Annotated in this window: 5 protein-coding genes; all 5 read left to right on the top strand. The window is 66.0% G+C overall.

The features are described 5' to 3' along the window. Positions 1-465 (top strand): condensation domain-containing protein (locus tag AB0N16_RS41385; protein ID WP_365805996.1); only part of this gene is annotated, 465 nt, incomplete at its 5' end. A 10-nt stretch (positions 466-475) separates the two neighbouring features. After that, positions 476-1,795 carry a carbamoyltransferase C-terminal domain-containing protein gene (locus tag AB0N16_RS41390; protein WP_365805997.1) on the top strand — a complete coding sequence of 440 codons (1,320 nt, stop codon included), beginning with the start codon at positions 476-478 and terminating at the stop codon, positions 1,793-1,795. A 331-nt stretch (positions 1,796-2,126) separates the two neighbouring features. Beyond that, complete coding sequence (locus AB0N16_RS41395) at positions 2,127-3,083, top strand: amidinotransferase (protein ID WP_365805998.1); 957 nt, start codon at positions 2,127-2,129, stop codon at positions 3,081-3,083. Further along, positions 3,073-3,831 (top strand): alpha/beta fold hydrolase, encoded by a 759-nt coding sequence (locus AB0N16_RS41400; protein ID WP_365805999.1) that lies wholly within the window; start codon positions 3,073-3,075, stop codon positions 3,829-3,831. Before AB0N16_RS41395 ends, AB0N16_RS41400 begins: the two co-directional genes overlap by 11 nt. A 38-nt stretch (positions 3,832-3,869) precedes the next feature. Next, positions 3,870-4,890 (top strand): AMP-binding protein (locus AB0N16_RS41405; protein WP_365806000.1); only part of this gene is annotated, 1,021 nt, incomplete at its 3' end.

The raw sequence follows: 4,890 nt of genomic DNA on the forward strand, positions 1-4,890 counted from the left end.
CTGATCGGCTTCTTCGTCAACAACCTCGTACTGCGCACCGACCTCGGCGGCGGACCCGGATTCCGCGACGTCCTGCGACGCGTACGAGAGACCGTACTCGACGCCCAGGACCACCAGGACCTCCCCTTCGACCTGCTCGTAGCGGCCACCCGGCCCCCACGCCACCCCGACCGGACGCCCTACACCGAAGCCTGGTTCGCTCTCAACCGGAGCGGGCATTTCGAGCGGACGGTGGACGACACCGTGTTCTCGACCGTGGAAGACACGCGGGACCGGGACAGCGTTCGACACGACTTCACCCTCGAAGTGTCCGAGAACGACGACACCATGGAGGCCAAGCTCTCGTGTCGTGACGGAATGTACTCAAGAGCCGAGATCATCGAGATGATGGCCATGTGGAATGGAATCCTGGCCGCCGGTCTCCGCTCTCCGGACCAGCCGATTCACGAACTCACCACCGATTAGGGAGTATTCCTTGACCCTCATCGCGGGGTTTTCCGAGGGTTTTCACGACGCCGCACTCTGCCTCCTGGACGACACAGTGATCGTCCATGCCTCGCACAGCGAGCGCTATTCCAGGAAGAAGGGAGACCGCTGGCTGCACCCGACGCAGCTCGAACTGATGAAACAGGCCGAGACGGTCGCCTACTACGAGCGGCCATGGCTCAAGGCCACCAGACGGCTCTACTCGGGCCAGAAGCTCGCTCGGCGGCGCACACCCTCCGACGTCTGCTTCTCCCATCACGAAACCCATGCCGCCGCCGGTTACTACACCGCGCCTTTCGACGACTGCAACATCCTCGTGGTCGACGCGATCGGCGAATGGGACACCATCTCGATATGGGACAACATGCGGAAGGTCCGCAGCTGGAAGTATCCCTACTCGCTCGGTCTGCTGTACTCGGCGATCACCAAGCGCATCGGCCTCCAGCCGAACTCGGACGAATACATCACCATGGGCATGGCGGCCTACGGTGAGCCGTGCCACGACCTGAGCCCCCTTCTCGAGGAGAATCTGCACCTCGGGTGCGACGACCTGTACCCCGACGCCCGGCCCGAGGACCTGGCCGCGTCCGTGCAGAAACTCTTCGAAGAGAAGCTGCTGGAACTCGTGGCTCTCTGCCCGAAAGAGAACCTGGTGCTCATGGGCGGCTGCGCGCTCAACTGCGTCGCCAACTCGCGCATCCAGGGAAAGAACCTGTGGATCATGCCCAACCCGGGTGACGCCGGCAGCGCCCTCGGCGCCGCGGCACTGGTCCGGCGGGCCAAGCTGCAATGGGTCGACCCGTATCTCGGGACCCGGCTGCCGAGGGCGAATCCCTCGGCGATCGTCAAGGAGCTGCTTGCCAACAAGGTGTGCGGTGTCGCCTCCGAGGGAGCGGAGTTCGGCCCGCGGGCGCTCGGCAACCGGAGCCTGCTCGCGGACTGCCGGTACGACGTCAAGGACACGGTGAACAAGATCAAGCGCCGGCAGCTCTTCCGGCCGTTCGCCCCGGCGATCCTCGAGGAGTTCGCCGGTGACTACTTCGAGGGTCCGATGAACGAGTACATGCAGTTCACGAGCCGCGCACTGCACGATTACTCGAGCGTCACACACGTCGACGGCACCGCTCGTGTCCAGGTGGTCAAGGAGAACTGCTCATCGGTTCTGCGTCAGGTGCTCGAGGAGTGGTACGAACAGACCGGCGTCCCGATGCTTCTGAACACCTCCCTGAATATCAAGGACGAGCCGATGGTCGACACCGCCCACGATGCTCAGATGTTCACAGAGAAATACGGAGTCAATGTCTTCTAACTCAGGCCTGCTGGGGAAGCTGGCGTGGCCGATCCGTTCGCTGCGTCGATACATCGCTTTCCGACGGCGCGCAAAGCGTCTGTCCAAAAAAGATGCATACATCTACGACTGACCCGATCGACATTTTGAGCGCCATGAACGCAAAGCCACTGAAACTGTGACCACCGAAATGTCTAGGACGTTAGGGGATAACGGACAAGTGCGTGACGCAGGGCAGAAAAACGGGGGCAGCCAGGTCCGTTCCTACACGGAATGGGATCCGCTGGAGGAAGTGATCGTGGGCATTCTGGACGATGCCCGCTTCCCACAATGGCATCCTTCACTGGAACCGGTGATCCCTGCCCAACAGCACGAGACCTTCCGCCGCTGCGCGGGCGAGGAGTTCCCGCCGGAGATTGTCAAGGCCGCCAACGACGAACTCGAAGAACTCGTCCGGATCCTGGAGGCCGAGGGCGTCACCGTACGCCGCCCCGACCCCATCCCGCAGGGGCAGGTCTACTCGACCGGCGCATGGGCGACCACCGGGATGTACGCCGCCATGCCGCGCGACGCCATCCTGGTCGTGGGCGATCAGATCATCGAGTGCCCGATGGCCTGGCGTTCGCGCTACTACGAGAACCTGGCCTACCGGCCCTTGATCAAGGAGTACTTCCGCAACGGGGCGAAGTGGGTCGCCGGCCCCAAGCCGGAGCTCACGGACGAGTTGTACGACCTCGACTGGACGGAGTCGGCGCAGGGCGAGCCGACAAACCTGGTGGTGACCGAGTTCGAGCCCACCTTTGACGCCGCCGACTTCCTCCGCTTCGGCCGCGACATCATCGGGCAGAAGAGCAACGTCACCAATGAGTTCGGCATCGAGTGGCTGCGCCGCACCCTCGGTGACGAGTACCGGGTCAGGGTGCTGGAGTTCGACGACGCCCACCCCATGCACATCGACGCCACGCTGGCTCCGCTGGCACCGGGCAAGTTGCTCATCAATCCCGAGCGGGTGCCCGAGATCCCGAAGATGTTCCGGAACTGGGAGGTACGGGCCGCGCCCGCGCCGGTCATCCCCGACTCGCATCCGCTGTACATGACGAGCAAGTGGATCAACATGAACATCCTCATGCTCGACGAGGAGCGGGTCGTCGTGGAGGCCGAGGACGAGCCGATGATCAAGTTCTTCAAGGACTGGGGGTTCACCCCCATCCCCTGCAACTTCCGGAACTTCAACAGCTTCGGCGGCTCCTTCCACTGCGCCACCCTGGACGTGCGTCGATCCGGCTCACTCGAGACATATGTCGACTGAGCATGTGATCCTCAAGAACCTGTCCCCCGATCGCCCGGTGTCCCTGTGCACCGTCGTCTGCTTTCCCTACGCGGGCGGCGGGGCCAGGGTCTTCCGTGACTGGCCACGGCGGCTGTCGCGGCTGGTGAACGTCTTCGCGGTCCAGCTGCCCGGCCGTGAGGAACGGCTGTCGGAGCCGCCCGAGGCCGACGCCGAGCGGGTGGTCGCCGAGCTGTGCGCGGCGATCGAGCCCGTCGTCGAGGAGAAGGTCATCCTCTTCGGCCACAGCCTCGGCGCCGTGCTCGCTGCCCGGGTGGCGCAGGAACTGCTGGGCGACCGCGGTGAGTCGGACGCCGTGCTCTTCGTGTCCGGGCGGCGCTCGCCCTGGAGCGGACCGCTGTCGTCCGGGGCTCGCGGGCTCGCGGACGATGAACTCGTGGAGCGCCTCAGGTCCATGGGCGGTGGCCGGGCACAGCTGGCTTCGGAGGCGGAGTTCGTCCGGCTGATGCTGCCGGCGTTGAAGGCCGATCTGCATCTCTCGGACGCGGCGCTGGGAATTCGTGAGCACGGAGTACCCATTCCGGTGATCGGCCTCTACGGCCGCCACGACGTGGGGACTCCGTTGAGTCATGTCCGGCAGTGGTCGCGTTTCACCACAGGTGGCTTCCGCAGCGCCGAGATCGACGGTGATCATTACTTTGTCGAGGGGAACGTCGCGAGCGTGACGGCGATCGTCGACGCGGCGGCACGCAGTTTGATCGGGCTGTAAACATCAATTGCCATGTTTGGCGGAGAAGGTGTGCTGACGTGACTTCGGTTCCGAGCAATCCGTTGTACGACATTCCCGGTGCTGTCCGGCCGAACGAGACGTCGGTGGGGGTGCCCGGCGGGGTGACGGTGCCCGGGTTGTTCGCGGCGCAGGTGGCGCGGACGCCGGACGCGGTGGCGCTGGTCGACGGTGATCGGCGGTGGACGTACCGGGAGCTGGACGGCGCCGCGGCTGTGGTGGCCGCCCGGCTGGGTGCCACGGGCGTGGGTCCGGGCCGTGTGGTGGGGGTGTGCTCGGGCCGGCAGTCGGAGATGGTGGCGGGCCTGCTGGGGGTGTTGCGGGCCGGGGCCGCGTACGTGCCGTTGGATCTGTCGTATCCGGTCGAGCGGCTGGCGTTCATGCTGGAGGACAGCGGGGCGGATGTGGTGGTGGCCGGCACGGACGTGCCGACCGCGCTGTCGGATCGGCGGACGACGATCGCCATTGCACGGGACGGAGCCCTGGAGGAGAACCCGGCCGACGCCTCAGGCGCCCCCGAAGGCCCGGCAGCGGGCCCGGCAGGCCCGGACGATCTGGCGTATGTGATCTACACCTCCGGCTCGACCGGACAGCCCAAGGGCGTCGAGATCACCCACGCCAATCTCGCCGGCATGCTGCACGAGTTGCGGCCGTGCCTCGGTTCCCAGGTGCTGCTGCTGGCGTCCCTGACCTTCGACGCCTCCTGGCGTGCGGTGAACATCCTGCTCACCGGTGGCTGCCTGCACGTGCTCGACAACCGCAGGGATCTGCCGGCCGCCTCGCGCTACCTGCGCGAGCACGGGGTCGACTCGGTGAGCTGCACGCCCTCGCAGCTCGCTGCCCTGCTCGCTGCCGGCCCCCTCCCCTCACCGCTGCGCATCATGGCCGGCGGCGAACCCCTCCCGGCCGACCTGTGGCGACGTCTGGCGGCTCTGCCCGACGTGGTCGCCTTCAATCTGTACGGTCCGACGGAGTGCACGGTGGACGCGACGCTGGCACGGGTCTCCGGTGACCGCCCGGTGATCGGCCGCCCCCTGGGCA

It is taken from the genome of Streptomyces sp. NPDC051105, from assembly GCF_040682795.1.
In the GTDB taxonomy this organism is placed as follows: Bacteria; Actinomycetota; Actinomycetes; order Streptomycetales; family Streptomycetaceae; genus Streptomyces.